Consider the following 2372-nt stretch of genomic DNA (forward strand, 5'->3'; position numbering starts at 1 on the left):
CGCATCGAGGACATCAAGGACTACGAGGAGTCCGAGCGGATCGCAGCGAAGGTGCCGCGCCGGTTCGACGGCTTCGTCGAGCACACCAAGCGGGTGTCTCCGACGTGCCTGGTGCACTTCGAGCGCAACCGCTACAGCGTGCCGGCGTCGTACGCGAACCGGCCGGTGAGCGTGCGCGTGTACGCCAGCCGGATCGTGGTGGCGACCGAGGGCCAGGTGATCTGCGAGCACCAGCGGATGATCAACCGCAGCCACGACCACAGCGGGCAAACGGTCTACGACTGGCGGCACTACCTGGCGGTGCTGCAGCGCAAGCCCGGGGCGCTGCGCAATGGCGCGCCGTTCACCGATCTGCCGCAGGGGTTCAAGCGTCTACAGGCAGCGCTGCTGAAGCAGCCGGGCGGTGATCGCGAGATGGTGGAAGTCCTCGCGCTAGTCCTGCACCACGAGGAACAGGCGGTGCTTGCCTCGGTGGAGTTGGCGCTTGAGGCCGGGGTGCCGACGAAGACGCACGTGCTCAACGTGCTGCATCGGCTGCTCGATGGCAAGCCGGCGGCCCCACCGATCACGGCGCCGCAGACGCTGCGCCTGGTCAACGAGCCCCAGGCCAACGTCACGCGCTACGACACGCTGCGAGGCAAGGCGCAGGCAGCGCACGCCGTGGCCCACGTCCAGGCACACCGGGAGAGCGGCCATGCGTCATGACCCTGCGGTGGCGGCCCTCGTGATCATGCTGCGCCAGCTCAAGATGCACGGCATGGCCCAGGCGGTGGCCGAGCAAGGTGCGCCGGCGTTCGAGGCGGCGCAACCCGTGCTCTCCCAGTTGCTCAAGGCAGAGACGGCCGAGCGCGAGGTGCGCTCTGTGGCCTACCAGCTCAAGCACGCGCGCTTCCCGGCCTACCGCGACCTCACTGGCTTCGACTTCGCCTACAGCGATGTGAACGAGGCGCTGGTGCGGCAACTGCACCGCTGCGAGTTCCTGGAGCAGGCGCACAACGTCGTCATGGTGGGCGGGCCGGGCACGGGCAAGACGCACCTGGCCACGGCGCTGGGCGTGCAGGGGGTCGAGCACCAGCATCGGCGCGTGCGCCTCTACTCGACGATCGAACTGGTCAACGCGCTGGAGTTGGAGAAGGCCGCAGGCAAGTCCGGGCAGCTCGCGAACCGGCTCATGTACGCCGACCTGGTGATCCTCGACGAGCTGGGCTACCTGCCGTTCAGCGCCTCTGGCGGGGCACTGCTGTTCCACCTGCTCTCCAAGCTCTACGAGCACACCAGCGTGGTGATCACCACCAATCTGAGCTTCAGCGAGTGGGCCACCGTGTTCGGCGATGCGAAGATGACCACCGCGCTGCTGGATCGGCTCACGCATCATTGCCACATCCTGGAGACCGGCAACGACAGCTACCGCTTCAAGAACGGCTCCGCTCAACCCACACTGCCCAAGAAGGAGTCCAAAGCCAAGAAGTTATCCACAAACGTGAGCCGGCTTGGCTTGAAAACTGGTGGGTCAACATTGGATGGAAACCCGGGTCACCTCTGCGTGGAACTCAACAACAGGAGGATTCGACAGTTGAAATGACCGCGGCTTGCAGACGTCGAAGCCAGCCGCAGAATTTCCGCTCGGCAAAGATTACTCCAGCGTCAGCACTTCAGAAGGATTCCCAATTGTCGGTACCCGTCTTTTGTGCTGGCGCTTGCGCCGCTTCGGCGACAACCGCGGCCTTTTTCTCCGGACGCTTAGTGACCAGGGGCCGCACATTGCCGGTTGCAGGCGCGATCGGCTGCGGCGGCGCTGGTACCCACTCGTCGCGATGTTGAGTCAGCTTGAAGACCGCCACGGCCTGAACGAGCTGCTGCGCTTGCTGGCGCAGGCTTTCTGCGGCGGCAGCGCCTTCTTCCACCAGCGCCGCGTTCTGCTGGGTGGTTTGATCCATCTGACTGATGGCTTCGCCCACCTGGCCGACGCCCGCACTCTGTTCCCGGCTGGCGGCACTGATCTCGCTCACGATGTCGGTCACGCGGCGGATGGAGCCGACGATCTCGGTCATCGTCTCGCCAGCACGGTCCACGAGCGTCGTGCCGTGCGCCACCCGCTCGACGCTGGTGGAAATGAGACCCTTGATCTCCTTGGCGGCCTCGGCGCTGCGCTGGGCCAGGTTGCGGACTTCGGCGGCCACCACGGAGAATCCGCGCCCTTGCTCGCCTGCGCGCGCGGCTTCAACGGCGGCGTTCAGCGCCAGGATGTTGGTTTGGAACGCGATGCTGTCGATCACGCTGATGATGTCGGCGATGCGTCTGGAGCTCTCGTTGATGCCGCGCATGGTGTCGACTACTTGGTCGACCACTTTGCCTCCCTCGGAGGCCACGCT

Annotated in this window: 3 protein-coding genes; 2 read left to right on the forward strand and 1 reads right to left on the reverse strand. The window is 65.6% G+C overall.

Translation table 11 applies throughout. The annotated features are described in order from the left end of the window. Both AC1D15_RS27505 and istB read left to right on the forward strand, forming a co-directional pair. Positions 1-705: Mu transposase domain-containing protein (locus AC1D15_RS27505; protein WP_477828501.1), on the forward strand; the 705-nt coding region annotated here is incomplete at its 5' end. After that, entirely contained in the window at positions 695-1582 is an 888-nt protein-coding gene (istB, locus tag AC1D15_RS27510) for an IS21-like element helper ATPase IstB (RefSeq protein ID WP_477828502.1), read from the forward strand. The genes AC1D15_RS27505 and istB, both read left to right, overlap by 11 nt. A 70-nt stretch (positions 1583-1652) precedes the next feature. Here the strand turns inward: istB and AC1D15_RS27515 are convergent. Next, a partial coding sequence (locus tag AC1D15_RS27515) for a methyl-accepting chemotaxis protein (protein ID WP_477828503.1) occupies positions 1653-2372 on the reverse strand: 720 nt, incomplete at its 5' end.

The sequence above is a fragment of the Rhizobacter sp. P2_H2 genome, assembly GCF_056403375.1.

Coding starts and splice junctions, on each gene's coding strand:
- istB (WP_477828502.1), top strand. CDS start 695: ATGCGTCATGACCCTGCGGTGGCGGCCCTCGTGATCATGCTGCGCCAG.